This is a genomic window from Bradyrhizobium sp. LTSP885, from assembly GCF_000938305.1.
Taxonomy (GTDB): Bacteria; Pseudomonadota; Alphaproteobacteria; order Rhizobiales; family Xanthobacteraceae; genus Bradyrhizobium.
Window position 1 is genome coordinate 47,537 of sequence record NZ_JYMT01000004.1, and the last position, 16,183, is coordinate 63,719.

General features: G+C 64.5%; 17 protein-coding genes. 10 read left to right on the plus strand and 7 right to left on the minus strand.

What is annotated here, in order from left to right; translation table 11 throughout:
* The first annotated feature begins 28 nt into the window (after positions 1-28).
* The 4 genes from rpsF (at position 29) to rplI (ending at position 2,511) form a co-directional block, all read left to right on the plus strand.
* Positions 29-505 (plus strand): 30S ribosomal protein S6, encoded by a 477-nt coding sequence (gene rpsF / locus UP09_RS02535; RefSeq protein WP_044536454.1) that lies wholly within the window; start codon positions 29-31, stop codon positions 503-505.
* 5 nt (positions 506-510) lie between these two features.
* Complete coding sequence (gene rpsR, locus UP09_RS02540; protein ID WP_044536455.1) at positions 511-750, plus strand: 30S ribosomal protein S18; 240 nt, start codon at positions 511-513, stop codon at positions 748-750.
* Between the two features lie 126 nt (positions 751-876).
* Complete coding sequence (locus tag UP09_RS02545; RefSeq protein ID WP_044536456.1) at positions 877-1,857, plus strand: DUF2232 domain-containing protein; 981 nt, start codon at positions 877-879, stop codon at positions 1,855-1,857.
* Positions 1,858-1,908: 51 nt separating this feature from the next.
* Complete coding sequence (gene rplI, locus UP09_RS02550) at positions 1,909-2,511, plus strand: 50S ribosomal protein L9 (protein WP_044536457.1); 603 nt, start codon at positions 1,909-1,911, stop codon at positions 2,509-2,511.
* A 39-nt stretch (positions 2,512-2,550) separates the two neighbouring features.
* On the opposite strand, the gene UP09_RS02555 is transcribed toward rplI, so the two are convergent.
* The 3 genes from UP09_RS02555 to UP09_RS02565 all read right to left on the minus strand — a co-directional run bounded on the left by UP09_RS02555 (position 2,551) and on the right by UP09_RS02565 (position 4,739).
* On the minus strand, positions 2,551-3,012 hold the full coding sequence (locus UP09_RS02555) for a PaaI family thioesterase (protein WP_044536458.1): 462 nt from the start codon (positions 3,010-3,012) through the stop codon (positions 2,551-2,553).
* Positions 3,009-3,623: a TetR/AcrR family transcriptional regulator gene (locus tag UP09_RS02560; RefSeq protein ID WP_044536459.1), complete on the minus strand. Its 615-nt coding sequence runs from the start codon at positions 3,621-3,623 to the stop codon at positions 3,009-3,011. Before UP09_RS02560 ends, UP09_RS02555 begins: the two co-directional genes overlap by 4 nt.
* Before the next feature lie 90 nt (positions 3,624-3,713).
* Positions 3,714-4,739, minus strand: a complete 1,026-nt coding sequence (locus UP09_RS02565; RefSeq protein WP_044536460.1) for a hypothetical protein — start codon at positions 4,737-4,739, stop codon at positions 3,714-3,716.
* 258 nt (positions 4,740-4,997) lie between these two features.
* On the opposite strand from UP09_RS02565, the gene UP09_RS02570 reads away from it, so the two are divergent.
* Positions 4,998-6,251, plus strand: a complete 1,254-nt coding sequence (locus UP09_RS02570; protein ID WP_044536461.1) for a cyclopropane fatty acid synthase — start codon at positions 4,998-5,000, stop codon at positions 6,249-6,251.
* Between the two features lie 26 nt (positions 6,252-6,277).
* On the opposite strand, the gene UP09_RS02575 is transcribed toward UP09_RS02570, so the two are convergent.
* On the minus strand, positions 6,278-6,499 hold the full coding sequence (locus tag UP09_RS02575) for a hypothetical protein (protein WP_044536462.1): 222 nt from the start codon (positions 6,497-6,499) through the stop codon (positions 6,278-6,280).
* A gap of 558 nt (positions 6,500-7,057) precedes the next feature.
* Here UP09_RS02575 and UP09_RS02580 point away from each other — a divergent pair.
* The 4 genes from UP09_RS02580 to UP09_RS02595 all read left to right on the plus strand — a co-directional run bounded on the left by UP09_RS02580 (position 7,058) and on the right by UP09_RS02595 (position 11,725).
* Positions 7,058-8,563: a replicative DNA helicase gene (locus UP09_RS02580; protein WP_044536463.1), complete on the plus strand. Its 1,506-nt coding sequence runs from the start codon at positions 7,058-7,060 to the stop codon at positions 8,561-8,563.
* Positions 8,564-8,713: 150 nt separating this feature from the next.
* Complete coding sequence (alr, locus tag UP09_RS02585) at positions 8,714-9,976, plus strand: alanine racemase (protein WP_044536464.1); 1,263 nt, start codon at positions 8,714-8,716, stop codon at positions 9,974-9,976.
* A gap of 30 nt (positions 9,977-10,006) precedes the next feature.
* Entirely contained in the window at positions 10,007-10,777 is a 771-nt protein-coding gene (gene xth / locus UP09_RS02590; RefSeq protein WP_044536465.1) for an exodeoxyribonuclease III, read from the plus strand.
* Between the two features lie 222 nt (positions 10,778-10,999).
* Positions 11,000-11,725 (plus strand): sulfite exporter TauE/SafE family protein, encoded by a 726-nt coding sequence (locus UP09_RS02595; protein WP_044536466.1) that lies wholly within the window; start codon positions 11,000-11,002, stop codon positions 11,723-11,725.
* A gap of 108 nt (positions 11,726-11,833) precedes the next feature.
* On the opposite strand, the gene UP09_RS02600 is transcribed toward UP09_RS02595, so the two are convergent.
* From UP09_RS02600 to UP09_RS02610, 3 genes are all read right to left on the minus strand, one after another.
* Positions 11,834-12,202 (minus strand): VOC family protein, encoded by a 369-nt coding sequence (locus tag UP09_RS02600; protein ID WP_044536467.1) that lies wholly within the window; start codon positions 12,200-12,202, stop codon positions 11,834-11,836.
* An 87-nt stretch (positions 12,203-12,289) separates the two neighbouring features.
* Positions 12,290-12,991 (minus strand): helix-turn-helix transcriptional regulator, encoded by a 702-nt coding sequence (locus UP09_RS02605; RefSeq protein ID WP_044536468.1) that lies wholly within the window; start codon positions 12,989-12,991, stop codon positions 12,290-12,292.
* A 76-nt stretch (positions 12,992-13,067) separates the two neighbouring features.
* Positions 13,068-14,510, minus strand: coding sequence for a DUF5107 domain-containing protein (locus UP09_RS02610; protein ID WP_052832925.1), 1,443 nt, complete (start codon positions 14,508-14,510; stop codon positions 13,068-13,070).
* Between the two features lie 164 nt (positions 14,511-14,674).
* On the opposite strand from UP09_RS02610, the gene radA reads away from it, so the two are divergent.
* A complete protein-coding gene (gene radA / locus UP09_RS02615; protein WP_044536469.1) occupies positions 14,675-16,138 on the plus strand; it encodes a DNA repair protein RadA in 1,464 nt (487 codons plus the stop codon).
* The last annotated feature ends 45 nt before the right edge of the window (positions 16,139-16,183 follow it).

Sequence of the window (16,183 nt, forward strand, 5' to 3'; positions counted from 1 at the left end):
CTCCGCGCCAACACAGGAAAGGACACCCATGGCTCTCTACGAGCATGTTTTCCTCGCGCGTCAGGACGCGAGCACCCAGCAGGTGGAAGAACTGACGGCCCAGATGACGGGAATCGTCGAACAGGGCGGCGGCAAGGTCACCAAGACCGAGAATTGGGGCGTGCGCTCCCTCACCTACCGCATGAACAAGAACCGCAAGGCGCATTTCGTGCTGATGAACATCGACGCACCGTCGGCTGTCGTCACCGAGATCGAGCGTCAGGAGCGGATCAGCGAAGACGTCATCCGCTATCTCACCGTGCGCGTCGAAGAGCACGAGGAAGGCCCGTCGGCGATGATGCGCAAGGCCGACCGTGACCGCGAGCGCGATGATCGCGGCGGTGGTTTCCGCGGCGACCGCGAAGGTGGTTTCCGTGGTGATCGTGATCGCGATGGCGGCGGTTTCCGCGGCGATCGTGGCCCGCGCCGTCCGCGCGATGAAGAACCAGCAGCGACCGAGGAGTAAGAATCATGGCTGAAGCTGGCGCCCGTCGCCCATTTTTCCGTCGTCGCAAGTCCTGCCCGTTCACCGGCGCGAATGCGCCGAAGATCGACTACAAGGACTCCAAGCTCCTGATGCGTTACGTCTCGGAGCGCGGCAAGATCGTGCCGAGCCGCATCACGGCCGTCTCCGCCAAGAAGCAGCGTGAACTCGCCCGCGCCATCAAGCGCTCGCGTTTCCTCGGCCTCTTGCCCTACGTCATTCGCTAATCCTTGACGGCCGGCGGCACACGCCGCCGGCCGCCACTCTTCTTAAGGCTTCCGGGTCGTCCGGTCGCCGATGGTTGGGGTTCTCGAGAGAGTACCTCTAACCGCTCGAAAGGAGCGGGACAGCTGATGATCGCGATAGTCCTGATAGCCATTGCGGCCGGCGCTGCGTCGGCGCTGATGTTCGCCTCGCTCATATCGGGCGCGCTGATCTCGTTGCTGCTGTTCTATCTCGCTCCGCTGCCGCTGATGGTGGCGGCGCTCGGCTGGGGACCGCTTGCCGCCACTATCGGCGGCATCGCGGCGGCGGCCGGCCTCGGCGCGATCTTCGGACTTCCCTATTGCATCGCCTTTGCCATGATGGTCGCGCTGCCCGGCTGGTGGCTCGGCCATCTCGCGCTGCTCGGGCGCCCAGTCGCCGGCGCAACGGCTGGCGAGGCCGTCGAACCGGCTCCGCCCCACATCGAATGGTATCCGGTCGGCCGCGTCCTGCTGTGGGTCGCAGCTTTTGCCATCCTCACCACGACCGGCGCACTGCTGACACTCGGCTCGGATGCCGAGACGATCACCGCCACGCTGCGGCACGGCCTCCTCAGGGTCTTTACTGTAGCCACCGCGGCCGACGAGCAGCCCAGCGGCGACATCGAACGGCTCGTCGATTGGCTGGTGATCTTCGCGCCGCTCGCCGCGACCCTCGTCGCGATGGTGACGCTGACGCTGAATCTGTGGCTCGCGGGTAAGGTCACGCAGACCTCGGGGCGGCTGCATCGGCCGTGGCCCGAACTCCGCAGCACCGTGCTGCCACCGATGACGCTGGTCGCGCTGCTGGTGGCGCTCGGCCTCTGTTTCGCCGGCGGCACGATCGCCATCCTGGCCCAGATCGTCACGACCGCGCTGGTGATCGCCTATGCGCTCGTCGGCTTCGCCGTGCTGCACACGCTGACACTGTCGCTCACCAGCCGCAGCTTCTGGCTGGCCGGCACCTATGTCGTCGTCGTTGTGTTCGCCTGGCCCATCGTCGCGGTGGTCGCGCTGGGCATCACCGACGCCCTGTTCGGAGTGCGGCAGCGCTATTTGCGCAGCAGACCGCCGCCGCTGCCCGCATCCTGAGTTTCGATCCAACCACTCAATCCAATACTTAACATCTAAAGGAGAACGAAAATGGAAGTCATTCTGCTGGAACGCGTTGCCAAGCTTGGCCAGATGGGCGAAGTCGTGCGCGTCAAGGACGGGTTCGCCCGCAACTTCTTGCTGAAGCGCGGCAAGGCGCTGCGCGCCACCGAGGCAAACCGCGCCAAGTACGACGGCATGAAGGCCGAGCTCGAGGCCAACAACATCCAGGCCAAGGGTGAAGCCAGCAAGGTCGCCGAGAAGATCAATGGCCGCGAAATCGTCATCATCCGCCAGGCCTCCGAATCCGGCCAGCTGTTCGGCTCGGTCTCGGTCCGCGACATTGCCGACGCGCTCGCCGCTGACGGCGTCACGGTTTCGCGTGCGCAGGTCTGGCTGGACTCGCCGATCAAGGTGATCGGCAAGCAGAAGGTGACGATCGCCGTCCACCCCGAAGTCGAGACCAGCATCTCCGTGACGGTTGCCCGCTCTGCCGACGAAGCCGAGCGCATCAAGCGCGGCGAGGACATCTCGACCCGCCGGGAAGACCAGGACGCCGCCGCCGAGGCGCTCGCCGCCGCCGGCGAATTCTTCGATCCGGAAGCCCAGCACGACGACGCCGAGCCGGCCCCGGCCGCCGAAGAAGACAAGTAAGCGCGTCACCATCGTTCGACCGACTGAAGCCCGGCCTGATCAGGCCGGGCTTTGGATTCGTGCCGCCGCCTCCTCGTCCAGCATCGCGATCGATGCCAATGCGGTCGCGGTGTGCTTTTCCTTACCGTCGATCACGCAGAACACGTCGGCCGCGACGACCGCAACCTGGCGTCCCGGCTTGATCACCCGCGCGCGGCAGATCAGGCGATCGCCTGAGGCCGGCGACAACAAATTCAGCTTGAACTCGGCGGTCAGCGCCGGCTGCCCGCGCGACGTCGCGGCCGCGATCGTGGTGGCGTTGTCGACGAGAAACGCCGTCACCCCGCCGTGAAACAGCCCGTGCTGCTGCAACAGCTCGGGCCGCCGATCGACCGCGAGCGTACAGGCGCCGCGCGACAACTCCGCCAATTCCGCGCCGACATGGCCCATGAAGCCCTGCCGACCGACATTGTTGCGAATCCGTGTCGCGATCGGCGCAAAGTCCGGATCTGTTTCAGTCATGACACCTCTCCTGCTTGTCCCTGTGCACCCGGCGACACCACCGCGCGGATCGCGCAGGCAATCAGCGTCTCGACCTGGTCGCGCGGATCGCTGCGGTCGCGGCCCGACAGATAGGCGCGGCAGAATATCTGCGCCGGCCCGATGATCTGACTGAAAAACAGGATCGCGCTCATCGGCAGCAACTCGCCGCGCGCCAGCAGCGGTGCACGCCAGCGCTCGATCCCTTCGGCAAGCCGCGAATTCTCGGCGCGCTGGGCGCCGCGCACCTCATCGCTCCATTCGCTGCGCGAAATCTCGAACAGGAAGCGCGCCTCGCGCCTGAAGGTCACGACCCATTCGAGATGAGCGTGGATCAGGCGCGCAACACCCTCGCGCGCGCCGCATCTCGCGTCGACCGACGACACGATCGCGGCGTGGTAGCTCTGCAGGATTTCGAGGAACAGGGTTCCGGCGAGTTCCTTCTTCGACGCAAAGAAATGGAAGAAGCTGCCGTTGGAGGCGCGTGCCCGGGTTCGGATCGCGGCAACCGTCGCCCCTTCGAATCCATCCTGGTCGAACACCGCGAGCCCCGCCGCCAACAGATCCTCGCGCGCTGTGGTCACCCGGCTCATCACTCGGCTCGTCTCCCGCTTAGATCATTACTCTAGAGTTTTACTCTAGTCGACGTCAAGCGTTGGCCCTGATGGCTCGGCATTGGCTGATTACCTTGAGATCGGGGGTTCCGGCGGCCCGGCCGGCGTGGCGGCAGGCGATGGGGGTGGCGCGGCGGCCGTCACCGGAGGCGGCGCTGGCGCCGGCACGGGGGACGCGGCCGCAGCCGGCTGAGGCGCGGCAGCGGGAGCCGGCGACGACGACGCAGCAGGAGCCGCGGTTGCGGCCGGAGGAGCCGGCGTGACGGGAGGAACTGGATCCGACCGCAGCGGGGCCGGCTCGCTGCCGACGCCTTCCTTGGGCGCATCCACCTTGGCGCTATCGGATTTGTCAGATGAAGACTTGTCAGATGAAGATTTGGCGCCCGTCGGCTTCTCGGCTTCGCCCTTGTCCTCGCCCTTCACAGTCTGGGCCTTGGAATCGTCCTTCGGTGTTTCGCCCTTGGCCGCATCCTTGGCCGCATCGTCGGGCTTCTCTTCGACCGGCTTGCCGCGCCGGCCGAGCTTGTGGCGCGATGGCTTGCCCTCGCCTGCGGCTTCCGGCGTTTGACCATCGGCCGGCTTGGCGCCCTCCACAGGCTCGCTCGGACGCGCGAGGCGCTTGCCCTTGTGGCCAGGGTGGGCCTCGCCCTGCTGCGTCAGCCCGTCCGCGTCAGGCTTGGCCGCCTCCTGTGGCACCGCAGCCGGATGCTGCCGACGGCCCGGGCGCTCGGCCTGCTCTGGCGAAGCCGATTGCTTGGCGTCCTGCCCGGCATCCTTCCCGGCGCCCTTCGTTCCTTTGGGCTGATCCTTGGCCTGGTAGCGCTGATCGTTCGCACCATTCGAGATCAGATAGGACGACAGCACGCCGGCCATGTCGCTCGACGTCGTATAGTGCTGGCGCAGGAAGCCCGGCAGCGACGAGGCCGGCACCGTTTTCAGCAGGCCGCGCGGGCTCTTGTGACAGGCCGTGCACGTGTTCGAAAAAATCTGGGAGGGGCTCTTGCCGGCCTCGAGGTTTTGCGCGTGCGCCGATCCTGCCGACAGGCAGCCAATCAGAAGCATCACCGTGGCCAGGCTGAGGGCTCGGCTCGACATTCCTTGGTCTCCAGAATCAGGAAAAATACCGCCCCGCATCATGGACGGGCGGCGGCGGCCACCTTTTAGCCGATTATCATGCGAATGGAAGCGCATCTATGACGCATCCACGTGATTGTCACATTTCGGAATATCGGCTTTGACGACAACGCAATAGTGCAATCGAAAACGCCGACTATCTTTCTGACGGGGACACGCTGGAAGGAACAATTCCAGGGGTGTCAGGCGCAAGCAGCTTGCCGTTCCGTTGGTGCTTCGATGGACCGATTGTTGCGATATTTTCTGGGGCGATTCATCCGCCGCGGTTCGGTTACGTTCACGACCGCCAGCGGGATGAAATTCACCTGCGGCGACGGCAGCGGCACTCCGGTTGCTGCTCGTTTCCTGACCAATTCGGCCGAAAGGCGCATCCTGCTCGATCCCGAGCTCTATCTCGGCGAAGCCTTCATGGACGGCACGTTCGTGATGGAGCAAGGCACCATCGCGGATGCGCTGGCGATCCTGATGGGTCAGGCAAAAATGCTGCCGAACTTTGCCCGGCTGCAAGCCTGGCTGCGCTTCCTCGGACGGCGCGCCCAGCAGCTCAATCTGCGCGGCAAATCCAGGGACAATGTCGCCCGTCACTACGATCTCGACGGCCGCCTCTACTCGCTTTTCCTCGACGCCGACAAGCAATACAGCTGCGCCTATTTCGAGAGACCCGACGCGACGCTGGACGATGCCCAACTCGCCAAGAAGCGTCACCTCGCCGCCAAACTCCTGGTTCGGCCCGGCGACCGCATCCTCGACATCGGCTCCGGCTGGGGCGGGCTTGGAATCTATCTCGCCGAGATGACCGGGGCTGACGTCACCGGCGTCACGCTGTCGACCGAGCAATTGCAGATTTCCAACGCGCGCGCGGCCGAGCGGAATCTGGGACAGTCGGCGCGCTTCCTGCTGCAGGACTACCGCGACACCCCCGGCCCGTTCGACCGCATCGTCTCGGTCGGCATGTTCGAGCATGTCGGGGTCGCCTTCTACGAAACCTTCTTCAAGCGCTGCGCCGAACTCCTGAGCGACGACGGTGTCATGATGCTGCATTCGATCGGCCGCTCGACAGGGCCCGACGTCACCAGCCCCTGGATCCGGAAATACATCTTCCCCGGCGGCTATATTCCGGCGCTCTCGGAAGTCATGCCCGCGATCGAGCAGGCTGGCCTTCTGGTCTGCGACATGGAGATCCTGCGGCTCCACTATGCCGAGACGCTGAAGGCATGGCGCGAGCGGTTCATGGCACGGCGCGAGGAGGCCGTCCGACTCTATGATGAGCGCTTTGCCCGGATGTGGGAATTCTACCTGGCTGGGTCGGAAATGTCGTTCCGGGTGCAGAACTTGATGAACTTCCAACTCCAACTCACCAAACGCCAGGGCGTTGTGCCGATGACCCGTGACTACATCATGCACGAGGAAGCAAGGCTGCGCGTCAGGGAACAGAAGGCTGCCCAGCCGCGACTGCAACTCGCCGGCGAGTAGATCCGGCGGATTCGCTCGAAAGCAGTCTAGTTCCGGAGGCTGTAAGCTGAGCCGCAATGGGCGAAGGCCGTTGCCGGCTGCGCCAGATGCGCCGTCACGGCAGATATCACCTGGGGATCGCAGGGAACGTTCCGGAGGTCCGGACGGCCGGCCTGCTCCATGGCGCCGATCAGCGTCGACAGCCAGCGCCGGTCGAGGCTGTCCGCCCGGGCGACCTGAAACTGCGATGTCTGAAACTCTCGAGCCATTGTCACCGTATCTCACCTGAGCGGGATCAACCCAGAAGTCATCCGGGAGTTCCCGAGCGCCTGCCGCAAAGAAAATGCGGCCGGTGTGATCTGCTTCACAGAGGCCACGTCCGGTCTGTCGTAGTGGTCCGGAATGGCCCCAGAAACGCACCAGTCGATGTTGGATCCACAGCGCGATATCGCGACCGATTACGTCTTGATCGCAACCGGCGTTGCCGCCGCGTTGATCGCACTCGCATTCCTCATCCTGGTCTGAGGACGCGGCGCGAACCGCCCCCTCGCCTTTCTGTGGGCCCAGCGCGCGAAAAGGTTCAGGGCGCGTCGCACATTTTCGATCAACGTTGCTGATTGGCCGCGGTCCGGCCGGTTTTGGACCAAACCCCGTCAAGCGGAATGCATCGGGGCTTGCGCGATTCGTACAACGCGTTGTGTGAATCGTGCATAAGGCACATCCGTCCTTTCGCTTCGTGCCGGGCTGGCGCTTGATCCCCGGCCCAACTCCGAAAATCCAAATCTGAAAATCTCAGTAACGACGAAATCAGAAGAATAAGCTCGTCCATGGCCTTGATTGATTCGAACGTCCACAAGCTTGCACCCGACGCCGGAACACCGGCCTTTCGCAGTGCGCCGCACAACATCGAAGCGGAACAGAGCCTTCTGGGCGCGATACTGGTCAACAATGACGCCTTCTACCGGGTCTCCGACTTCCTGGAGGGGAAACACTTCTTCGAGCCGCTGCACCAGACGATCTACGAGACCGCAAGCTCGCTGATCAAGATGGGCAAGGTGGCAACCCCGGTGACGCTGAAGACCTTCCTGCCGGCGGATACCGACATCGGCGGCATGACGGTCAGCCAATACCTCGCCCGCCTTGCCGCCGAAGCCACCACCATCATCAACGCGCAGGACTACGGCCGTACCGTCTACGACCTCAGCCTGCGCCGCGACCTGATAAAAATCGGCGAGGACATCGTCAATGTCGCCTTCGATGCCCCGGTCGATTTTGCCCCGCGCGCGCAGATCGAGGACGCCGAACGCCAGCTCTATGGCCTTGCCGAGACCGGCCGCTATGACGGCGGCTTCCAGCGCTTCTCGCAGGCACTCACGGTTGCCGTCGACATGGCGGCGAAAGCGTTCCAGCGCGACGGCAAATTGTCGGGAATCTCGACCGGCCTGCGCGACCTCGACACCAAGATGGGCGGATTGCAGTCCTCCGACCTCATCATCCTCGCCGGCCGACCCGGCATGGGCAAGACCTCGCTCGCCACCAACATCGCCTACAACATCGCCAGGGCTTATCAGGGCGAGGTGCAGGCGGACGGCACTACCAAGGCGATCAACGGCGGCTCGGTCGGCTTCTTCTCCTGCGAAATGAGCGGCGAGCAGCTCGCCACCCGTATTCTGGCCGAACGCACCGGCATCCCCTCGAGCTCGATCCGCCGCGGCGGCATCAGCGAACTGGACTTCGAGAAGATCCGCGACTGCTCGATCGAGCTGCAGTCGCTGCCCTTTTATGTCGACGAAACCGGCGGTCTCTCGATCTCGCAGCTGACCGCGCGCGCCCGTCGCCTCAAGCGCCAGAAAGGCCTCGATCTGATCGTGATCGACTACATTCAGCTGTTGCAGGGCTCCAACAAGCGCGGCAACGAAAACCGCGTGCAGGAAATCACCGAGATCACCACCAATTTGAAGGCGCTGGCCAAGGAATTGAACGTCCCGATCATCGCGCTGTCGCAGCTCTCGCGTCAGGTCGAAAATCGCGAGGACAAGCGGCCGCAGCTCTCGGATTTGCGTGAATCCGGTTCGATCGAGCAGGACGCCGACGTCGTGATGTTCGTGTACCGCGAGGAATATTATCTCGCCAACAAGGAGCCGCGACCCGGCACCGCGGAGCACGCGACCTGGCAACTTGAAATGGAGCGAGCGCTCGGCAAGGCCGAAGTCATCATCGGCAAGCAGCGCCACGGCCCGACCGGCACGGTCGAATTGCACTTCGAGGCCAGCGTCACCCGCTTCGGCGACCTTGCATCGGATGGACTGGTTCCGGATCGCCCCTCCTACTAAAGCGTTTTCGAGCGAAGTGGATACCGGTTCGCGTGAAGAAAACGCGTCAAAACAAGAATCTAGAGCCCCATTCCGATTCCATCGGAATGGAAAAGGCTCTAGCGGAGCGACGCGGTTGAACACCGCTAGCCCGGCGCGTACAACTGCCGCATGAACATCGTGACCGACGCGAAATCGCAGCTGACCCCCGAAGCCAATTTGCTGGCGGCCCATCCGACCGCCACCGGCATCCTGACTGTCGACCTCGACGCCATCGTCGCCAATTGGCGCAAGCTCGAGAAGACCGCGGTACCGGCCGAATGCGCCGCCGTGGTCAAGGCCAACGCCTATGGCTGCGGCGCCGAGCAGGTCGCCCGCGCGCTTGCCAATGCCGGCTGCAAGACCTTCTTTGTCGCCAATGTCGAGGAGGCTGCGGTTGTTCGCGCGGCCGCCCCGGCCGCAACGCTCTATTCGCTCGGCGGATTCTTCCAGAATTCCGGCGACGCCCACGCCAAGATCGACTGCAAGCCAGTGATCGGCGATCTCAACGAGCTCGCCGAATGGGACGTGTTCTGCCGCCGCTCGGGTTGGTCCGGCGGCGCCGCCGTTCACATCGACACCGGCATGAACCGGCTCGGACTGACAGTCACCGAAGCCCAGGGCATCATCCCGCGCATCAATGCTGGCGACCACGGCATCACGCTGGTCATGAGCCACCTCGCCTCCGCCGAGGCGCTCAACAATCCCGCCAATGCAAAACAACTGTCGGCGTTCCGCGAGATCGCGAGCCTGTTCACCGGCGTGCCGGCGTCGCTGGCGAACTCCTCCGGCGTCTTCCTCGGCGGCCAGTTCCAGTTCGATCTGGTGCGGCCGGGCTGCGCGCTCTACGGCGTCAACCCGACGCCGGAGGCCGACAATCCGATGCAGCCGGTGGTCGACCTCAAGGCGCGCATCGTCCAGATCCGCAACATCGACCGCGGCGAGACCGTCGGCTATGGCGGCACCTGGACCGCGCGGCGGCCGACCCGCCTCGCCATCGTCGCGGCCGGCTATGCCGACGGCTATTTCCGCGCGGCCAGCGCCAATGACGGCACCCGCGGTGCTGAGGTCGTGGCCGCCGGCAAGCGCTGCCCGATCGCGGGGCGTATCTCGATGGATTTGATCGCGGTCGACATCACCGATCTCGACAAGAATGCCGTTCGGCGCGGCCACATGGTGACGCTGATCGGCGAAGGCATCACCGTCGACGAGGTCGCGCATCATTTCGGCACGATCGGCTATGAGGTGCTGACCAGCCTCGGCCGCCGCTTCCTGCGGATCTACAAGGGCGGCAATGCCGTCGCCGAAAAGGTCGACGCTGTCGTAAAGGACGAGACGGACGCTGCGCCGGCCGCACCGCCACCTTTGCCCGAGCAAGTGCCGGCCTCGAGCTGACCGCACGCGAGCGCGCGATCGTCCATTCCCATGAAGATCGCGACCTTCAACATCAACAATATCAACCGCCGGCTGCCGAACCTGCTGCGCTGGCTGCGCGCGGCGAAGCCCGATGTCGTCAGCCTGCAGGAGCTCAAGGCTTCCGACGCCGAGTTTCCGTTGGCCGCGATCGAGAAGGCCGGCTACGGCGCGGTGTGGTGCGGACAGAAGACCTGGAACGGCGTCGCCATCCTCGCCCGCAAGACCGAGCCGGTCTTGATCCGCACCGCCCTGCCCGGCGACCGCGACGACCATGAGGCGCGCTACATCGAAGCCGCGGTGCGCGGCATCGTCATCACCAGTCTCTATCTGCCGAACGGCAATCCGCAGCCTGGACCGAAGTTCGAGTACAAACTTGCCTGGTTCAAGCGGCTCCGCGCGCACGCGGCAAAACTGCTCAAGGCGGACGTCCCGGTCGTGCTCGCCGGCGATTACAACGTCGCGCCGACCGCGCTCGACATCTATCCGACGCGCTCCTGGGACAAGGATGCGCTGATCCAGCCGAAAAGCCGCGCCGCGTTCAAGGCGCTGGTCGATCAGGGCTGGTGCGATGCGATCCGCACACTGCATCCGACACAGCCGATGTTCAGCTTCTGGGACTACAAGCGCAATCGCTGGCCGCGCGATGCCGGCCTGCGGCTCGATCATCTCCTGCTCAGCCCGGCAGTGGCGCCACGGCTGAAGAAAGCCGGCGTCGACCGCGATGTACGCGGCGAGGAAGGTGCGAGCGACCACGCGCCAGCGTGGGTGGTGTTGAGGTGATCGGGTGCACGCAGGGCCCGCACTGCCAAAACATCGAAAACAACCCCATGCAAAGTAGCCGGCGGCTGCCGACGCTCGGCACGGCAGCTTGACACGTCGGGCAAATCAGTGGCATTATTCCATTATTCCGAAATCTTGCCATCGCCCTCGCCCCGGGCTATCGCTTGACCCGCCGGGCAACTCGGTGGCATGGGGCGATCATCATCGTCCCGGAGCGCGCGGGTGGGTTTTCTCTTCGTCCTCATCGTCGGTCTGATCGCGGGTACGATTTCCGGCATCGTCGGCACCGGCTCGTCGATCATGCTGATGCCGGTGCTGATCTATCAGTACGGGCCGAAACAGGCCGTGCCGATCATGGCGGTGGCGGCCGTGATGGCGAACCTCTCGCGCATCCTGGCCTGGTGGCGCGAGGTCGACTGGCGCGCCTGCGCCGCCTATTCCGTCACCGGAATCCCGGCGGCCGCGCTCGGCGCGCGGACGCTGCTGGCGCTGCCCTCGCACGCCGTCGACGTCGCGATCGGCGTGTTCCTGATCGCGATGGTGCCGGTGCGGCACTGGCTGGCGCGGCACGATTTGAAAGCCAAGCTCTGGCATCTGGCGATCGGCGGCGCTGTGATCGGCTATCTCACTGGCATCGTGGTCTCGACCGGCCCGCTTAGCGTGCCGCTGTTCCTGTTTTACGGCCTCACCAAAGGCGCGTTCCTCGCCACCGAAGCGGCAAGCTCGCTCGGGCTTTATCTCAGCAAGTCCGTCACCTTCGAACGCTTCGGCGCGCTGACACCGGACGTCGCGCTCAAGGGCCTGATCGCCGGCGCCTCGCTGATGTCGGGCGCCTTCATCGCCAAGCGCTTCGTGCTGCACCTCAAGCCGGAGGTGTTTCGGCTTTTGATGGACGGCATCATGCTGTTGGCCGGCGCGTCGCTGTTGTGGTCGGCGGTGATGTCCTGAAGAAGAAAAACGCTGGAGCACGCCTGCGGCAGTCATATTTCGTCGCAAGCGCGCTTCGCGATCAATCTGCTTCGGCGACGTCCATTTTCGCCGGCCAAGCATAGGCTCTCAAGCCGGCGGCGCCAACACCCGCAAGCGGTGCCCGTCCGGATCGAGCGCGACGAATGTGTGCCCGAATGGCAGCGCGGTCGGCGCCTGCGCGATGGTCGCGCCGCGTACTTTCCACGTCTCGTGGGTTGTGCGGACCGCATCAGGATCGGCGACGGTGAACGATATCTCGCTGCCGCCGGGGTCTTGACTGACGCGAGGCTCGACCTCCTCGCGCTGCCAGAGCCCCAGCATGGCTCCTCCGTCAAGCGGCAGCATCGAGAATTTGGGCGACGATTGGGCAATCGGCCGGTCCAGCAGCGTTTGGTAGAATGCGGCGCTGGCATTGGAATCTTTGACGTAGAGCACCACGAGATTGAATTTGGTCACGGCAGGTCTCCTTCGATCTGACTTCGCGGACGAGCGGTCGGGCGCGTCCATCGCCAATTACATACAGGGCCACCCTGCCAATTTCTGTCAGCATGATTCCGAAGGCTTCTTCCCGATGCGATCGCGGGTTCGCCACTCGCGAAGCATCTCGAGCCGACGGCGCGGATAGCGGCTATCCGTTATCTTGAGCGAGCGAATGCGGTCGGTGCGGAAATGCCGGTAGTCGCGCCGCGTTTCGCACCACGCGGCAACCATGCGAATACGTTCGAAAAATCCGAGCGCGATCGGCCAGATCGTGCGGCTGCTCGGATTATCCTTTTCGTCGCTGTAGGTGATGCGCAACTTGCACTCGGCCCGGATCGCCTTGCGGATCGTCGGCAACTCGGCATCGCCGGCGGCTGGAGGCCGTGGCGCGACCATCAGGCTGGACGTTTCCAGGCTTCTTTGCAGATCGTCAGGCAACACGGCGGCGATCTTGGAAAGCGCATTGCGTGCCGCCTTGCCGAGCGGCTCATCGGGTTGCGCGGCGACCCAGCGGCCGCCCAGCACCAGGGCCTCGATCTCGTCTTCCGAGAACATTAGCGGCGGCAACATGAAGCCGGGCCGCAGAATATAGCCGACACCAGGTTCGCCATCGATACGGGCGCCCTGGGCCTTCAAGGTTTCGATATCGCGATAGAGCGTGCGAAGCGAGATCGCCAATTCATCGGCCAGCGTCGCTCCCGCGACCGGAATCCGGTGACGGCGCAAGATCTGGATCAGGTCGAGAAGACGTTGAGCGCGCGACATGCCGAACCCCCTACGGCATCCTAGCATGGTCCACTGCCAATTTCTGGCAGCATGGTGGACGAAGCCGCACTCAACGCTATTTGATCGTCGTCTCGGCCACGATCAACTCCCTGCCGTCACAGGACCGGATCGTCAGTTGCACCGGTCCGCTGGTGCCAGCCGGAATCGGCGCGGCAATCCGGTTGCCGTCCCTCGCGTCTGCTATCACGGTCTCGTCGAACACGACGGCATCGCCGCGCTTCAGCGTGATCCGCAACGGCACGGCCGGCGCTATGCTGAAGAACTCGAGGTTTGCGTGGGAAGCATCAGCCGAGAGATTGACCAGGATGTTTTCGTTGGCCTGCGTCACGTTGCTCATACCGACGGTCGGGCTGTAGGTTTCCGTAACCGTCACTTCGCCGAGCGCGGCAAGCTGCGCGGGGTGGAAGAACTGGTCGGACACGCCGGCCCACAGCTCGACATAAGGCTGCGCTTCGGTCGGCGCCTTGCGGGCATCGGCTGCGTCAGTGAACGAGGAAAATCCCCACGTCCACATTTTCAGGCCCCGCGTCACCTTGTTGTCGGCGATGCGGATGATGCCCTCTTCATTGTCGTGGTTGATCACGCCCCAGAAGTTTCCGCCCTGCATGTCGGGCGCGGCATAGGCGATGCCCATCGACGGCCAGTTTTTGAAGGAGCGCAGCTTCTCGAAGCGATAGGCGTCCGGACCCGTGCGGGCGTCGCCCTCGGCAATGTTCGCCGACCATGCAGGCGTGGTGTAGGTCGTAACCGGCGCAATGATCTCGGCGGCGGCGGTGGTCCCCGGATGCTGCGGATCGGAGCCCGGCGCCAAGGTCGTGCAGGTCCAGTACTCGTAGTCGATCGGTTTGGCCTGGGTATTTTTCAGCACCACGCGCGCATCGATCGCAGCGCGATCGGCTTTCAGCGTGACGTAGGTGGTCGCCTCGATGCCGGTCTCGCCGGTGAAGCGTTTCGGTGCCGCAGGATAGGCGAAATCGTCCTTGAGCGACATCGCCACCGTCACCTCGGTTTCTGTCTGCTTCACCACCCGGAAATCCCACGGCTTCAGCCAGGTCCGGCCGTGCTCGGGATCCGGAAAGGTCGGAAAAATGCCGCCATACACCATCAGCCAGTCGTAGTAGAAATTGCCGGCCTTCATCCCGTAGGGCACGCCCACCTCGGTGCGATAGAGTTGTTCGTGACCGGTCGGCTTGTAGACGATCGACAGGATGCGCCCGCCGAATTCGGGCACCAGCGTCACCTTCAGATAGCGGTTCTCCAGCACGCGGGTGCGGAAGGTTCGGTCGACGATGACAGTCTTGTCGAGCGAGCCATCGACGAATCCGTTGTCCGCGGTGGTCGCGTATTTGACGGTGCTCCAGCTGATCGTCGCTTCCGTGAGCGACACGCTGTCGGGCTCAGGCGACGCCGCATGCACGGGGGCACCAGGCGCGCAGATCGCCGAAACGAGGGCAATTGCGAAGCCGACGCGGACGAGACGGACAGCAAGACTTGCCATTGACCTTCTTACCCAGGGATTTGCGCGGTCATCCGAATTCTTTGACGCAAGACGGAAAACAAGCTAAAGAACAAAATAAGAACATTCCAAGCCGCTACCCGTGATAGCACGGCGCGCCACTGGCGACGTCAATGACCAGCCGCCTCCTCTCAAGTTGATTCCCCATGGCCAAATCGACCCTCTCCTTTGTCTGCCAGAACTGCGGCGCGGCGTATAATCGCTGGCAGGGCAAGTGCGAGTCCTGCGGCGAGTGGAATACGCTGGCCGAGGAGGACACCACGGGCGCGACTTCGATGCCGGTCTCGATCCGCTCCAAGCGCAAGGGGCGGACGTTCGCGCTCGAAAGCCTGACCGGCAAAAGCCAGGATGCCCCGCGCACCTCCTCCGGCATGGCCGAGCTCGATCGCGTCACCGGCGGCGGCTTTGTGCGCGGCTCGGTGCTTTTGGTCGGCGGCGACCCCGGCATCGGCAAATCGACGTTGCTGACCCAGGCCACCAGCATGATGGCGCGCGCCGGCCACCGCGCGGTCTATATCTCGGGCGAAGAGGCGGTAGCGCAGGTGCGGCTCCGCGCCGAGCGGCTCGGGCTTGCGGATGCGCCGGTGCAGCTCGCGTCCGAGACCTCGGTTGAGGACATCATCTCGACGCTGTCGGAAGGCGCCGTGCCGCGCCTGATCGTGATCGATTCGATCCAGACCATGTGGACCGATACGGTGGAGTCAGCACCGGGCACGGTGACGCAGGTCCGCGCCGCGGCGCAGGCCCTCATTCGGTTTGCCAAGAAATCCGGCGCTACCATCATCCTGGTCGGGCATGTGACAAAAGACGGCCAGATCGCCGGCCCCCGCGTGGTCGAACACATGGTCGATGCGGTGCTGTCGTTCGAGGGCGAAGGCTCGCAGCAATTCCGGATCCTGCGCGCGGCGAAGAACCGCTTTGGCGCCACCGATGAGATCGGCGTGTTCGAGATGACGGGGCTCGGCCTGCGCGAAGTCACCAACCCTTCCGAATTGTTCCTGTCTGAACGCGATCTCGGCAGCCCCGGCACGGCGGTGTTTGCCGGTATCGAGGGCACCCGTCCCGTGCTGGTCGAATTGCAGGCACTGGTGGCGCCGACCTCGCTCGGCACGCCCCGCCGCGCCGTGGTCGGTTGGGATCCGAGCAGGCTGTCGATGGTGCTGGCGGTACTGGAGGCCCATTGCGGGGTCAAACTCTCAGGCCACGACGTCTATTTCAACGTCGCCGGCGGGCTGCGCATCCAGGAGCCAGCCGCGGACATGGCGGCGGCCGCGGCGCTGGTGTCGTCGCTGGTGAACGCACCGTTGCCGACGGACGCGGTCTATTTCGGCGAGATTTCGCTGTCCGGCGCGGTTCGCCCGGTGGCGCAGACTTCCGCGCGGCTGAAGGAGGCCGCCAAGCTCGGCTTCGGCCGCGCCATCCTGCCCGAATCGGCCCGTGGCGACGTCGGCGGCGACGCCGGGCTGACCCTCAACAGCGTCGGCAATCTGACCACTTTGGTCGCCGAAATCGCTGCGCTTGGGACGCCCCGGGGCCGGGCCGCCCAGCGAGACCCTGAAGCGGCTGAGAAAAATGCCACACCGGCCCGATTCCGTCGCGAGACCAGCTAAAGCGGCGTGACGTATCAGCCCTCCGCCGCTATACATCCGGCGCGC

Coding starts and splice junctions, on each gene's coding strand:
- UP09_RS02555 (WP_044536458.1), bottom strand. CDS start 3,012: ATGACTGAAACAGATCCGGACTTTGCGCCGATCGCGACACGGATTCGC.
- alr (WP_044536464.1), top strand. CDS start 8,714: ATGAACATCGTGACCGACGCGAAATCGCAGCTGACCCCCGAAGCCAAT.
- UP09_RS02575 (WP_044536462.1), bottom strand. CDS start 6,499: ATGGCTCGAGAGTTTCAGACATCGCAGTTTCAGGTCGCCCGGGCGGAC.
- UP09_RS02610 (WP_052832925.1), bottom strand. CDS start 14,510: ATGGCAAGTCTTGCTGTCCGTCTCGTCCGCGTCGGCTTCGCAATTGCC.
- rpsR (WP_044536455.1), top strand. CDS start 511: ATGGCTGAAGCTGGCGCCCGTCGCCCATTTTTCCGTCGTCGCAAGTCC.
- rplI (WP_044536457.1), top strand. CDS start 1,909: ATGGAAGTCATTCTGCTGGAACGCGTTGCCAAGCTTGGCCAGATGGGC.
- xth (WP_044536465.1), top strand. CDS start 10,007: ATGAAGATCGCGACCTTCAACATCAACAATATCAACCGCCGGCTGCCG.
- UP09_RS02545 (WP_044536456.1), top strand. CDS start 877: ATGATCGCGATAGTCCTGATAGCCATTGCGGCCGGCGCTGCGTCGGCG.
- rpsF (WP_044536454.1), top strand. CDS start 29: ATGGCTCTCTACGAGCATGTTTTCCTCGCGCGTCAGGACGCGAGCACC.
- UP09_RS02570 (WP_044536461.1), top strand. CDS start 4,998: ATGGACCGATTGTTGCGATATTTTCTGGGGCGATTCATCCGCCGCGGT.
- UP09_RS02565 (WP_044536460.1), bottom strand. CDS start 4,739: ATGTCGAGCCGAGCCCTCAGCCTGGCCACGGTGATGCTTCTGATTGGC.
- UP09_RS02580 (WP_044536463.1), top strand. CDS start 7,058: ATGGCCTTGATTGATTCGAACGTCCACAAGCTTGCACCCGACGCCGGA.
- UP09_RS02560 (WP_044536459.1), bottom strand. CDS start 3,623: ATGAGCCGGGTGACCACAGCGCGCGAGGATCTGTTGGCGGCGGGGCTC.
- radA (WP_044536469.1), top strand. CDS start 14,675: ATGGCCAAATCGACCCTCTCCTTTGTCTGCCAGAACTGCGGCGCGGCG.
- UP09_RS02605 (WP_044536468.1), bottom strand. CDS start 12,991: ATGTCGCGCGCTCAACGTCTTCTCGACCTGATCCAGATCTTGCGCCGT.